Genomic DNA, 2,556 nt, shown 5'->3' with positions numbered 1-2,556 from the left:
GGACGGCGTGGCGCCGCGGACCCGAGCCTCATCGAGGTGCGGCTGGACAATGACGCGTTTCGCATGGGGCGGAGCATGGCGCCGGCGTGGGCGATTACGCGACGCCCCTACGCGGTCATCCTCTGCAAGTTCTCCGACATTCCGGACGAGCCGCTGCCGCGGCAGCGGTACGTGGACATGTACGCCAACGCGCCGGGGGGCACGGATGCCTTCTTCCGTGAGGCGTCGCGCGGGCGGCTGACCATGGAGGGGACCACCGTGTTCGGGTGGTACACGCTCCCCAAGACGCGGGCCGGATACACCAACGCCTCCGGAGAGGCGGATCTCAACCTCATGGCGACCGATTGCCTGGGCGTGGCCGATGCCGACGTGGACTTCTCGCAGTTCGGCGGGGTGGGCACGCACTATAACTCGCGGATCGGCTGCTGTTCGTGGGGGGGAAGCCGCGGCGTGGCCCTCGACGGGCCGAGCCGGAGCATGCCCTTCATGTGGAACATGGACTGGGCGCGGTCGGGGACTGTGGCGCACGAAGCCGGTCATTCGTTCGGTCTGCCGCATTCGAGCGGACCGTACGGGGCGGTCTACGATTCGCAATGGGACGTCATGAGCAGCTCGAGCAGCGGCAGCTATCTCAACGCCGACTTCGGGCGCGCCGGCTCGCAGTTCATCGGGGCGTACAAGGATCGACTGGGGCTCATCCCGGACACGGCCAAGGTGGTGCTGTCGAGCGGGCGATGGAGCGGGGTGCTCGAGCCGCATTCGCGGGCCAGCGGGCGCAACCCGCAGCTGATCATCCTGCCCACGCCATCGTCGCGGGCGAATGCGTGGATGACGATCGAGGCTCGCCAGCGCGTGGGGACCGATCGGTCGATTCCTGGCGAAGGGGTGGTCATCGCCACGGTGGACAACACGCGAAGTGAGCCTGCTCAGGTGGTCGACGTGGATGGCAACGGCGACCCCAACGACCCCGGTGCCGTGTGGACGGTGGGTGAGCGGTACGAGGATGCGGCCCGTGGCGTGGTGATGACGGTGGACTCACTGACCGCCAACGGACCGGCCATCACGGTGGAGCGCACGGGGGGCGGCGCCTCGAGACTCGCGACGATGGCGCGCTTCGAGCAGAGCGGGATTTCGCGTCAGTATGCGGCCAGCGACACGACCATCCGCCGCGATTCGGTGCGGGTAATTGCCTCGGGGCAGTGGATGATCACGAACACCACCCTCCCCGCCTGGCTACAGCTGTTTCGGCGGGAGGGGACGGGGACGGGGTGGGTGGTGTATGGCATCCGACCGGCCGCTGCACGCACCGGACGATCGATCGTCGCGCTGCAACTGCCAACACCCGGCGGGCTCTCCCCCCTCCAGTACACCATCGAGCTGGGTATCCCCGAGGGATCGGCGGCCGATGCGGCCGTGCTGTCACGCACGGGTGGACGCATGCCGATGACAGCCAATGGCCTCACCACGGCGATCGACACGCTGCGACTCGTTGCCGGCGGAAGCTTCGGCAGTGCCGCGTGGAGCATCTCAGTGTCGGCCAACATCCAGGCCTTCGATGTGTCGGGGGTAGCGTTCACCACACGCACCGGTACGGGCGGCACCACCATCCGGCTGCGCCGGTTACCCCGTACGGCCGCAGCCACCTCCATCGACACCATCCGGGTGGACCTCACCACGCCGGTCGCGCGCACACTGCTGGTGGTAGACACGGTGGAGTACGCCGCCGTCTCCACGGCGATCACACTCGGCGCACCACGCGGCGCCATCACGCGCCCCGTGGGTTCACCGATCCAGGTGGACAGCGTGCAGGTGCTTCTCGGAAATCCGGCCGGCATGTGGACCGCGTCCCGTCGTAGAAACGATACGGTCGTGCTCCGCAGCACAGGATTCCATGGCGACTGGATGGTCTGGGCACGCGCCGCCATCACGGTGGCCGTCTCGATCGATTCGATCACCGTCCAGAGCAGCGACGGCGCGACGGCACGCGTGGTGGACACGCTCACCGTGCAGGATGCCGCCACACGTGTGGTCATGGCGAGAAGCGGCGGGAGCCGCACGGTGACGATGGGACGAAACACCGCCAGCGACTCTGTGCAGGTGGGGATTCTCGGCCGGGCGGGCGCTTCGCTCACCTGGCAGGCCAGTGCCGCTGACGCCTCGATCCTACTGCACCGGCGGGATGCCTTCACCACCGCGGCCACCGGTGGACCGCGAGACTTCGTGCGCTTCAGTCGCATTCTCCCCTTGCTTGGGCCGGGGCGCTACATCGACACGATCACGGTCTCCCTGCAGGGGAGCCTCACGGCGCCCGCCCTCTACATCGACACCACCACCGTGCTCGCGCCGTCTGTGGTCGCCGGTGACGCCGACGTGAACGGCACCGTGAATGCCGCCGACGGAATGACGGTGCTGCGCTCGCTCGTTCAGCTCCCCGTGGCACCGCGCGCGAACGTACGGGTCGGAGGCGATGCCAACTGCGACGGGGTGATCACTGTGGCAGACGCGGTGATCCTGCTGCAGGTGGATGCCGGGGTGGTTCCAGCCGCGAACTGCGTG

The 2,556-nt window shown here is 68.3% G+C and carries 1 protein-coding gene; it reads left to right on the top strand.

The window, feature by feature from the left end:
- The coding region (locus tag ACIQ6O_RS16245; RefSeq protein WP_396208816.1) for a hypothetical protein at positions 1 to 2,556 on the top strand (2,556 nt) is incomplete at both ends.

The organism is Gemmatimonas sp. (assembly GCF_044345575.1).
GTDB lineage: Bacteria > Gemmatimonadota > Gemmatimonadetes > Gemmatimonadales > Gemmatimonadaceae > Gemmatimonas.
This window is presented reverse-complemented; position numbering and strand designations above follow the sequence as displayed.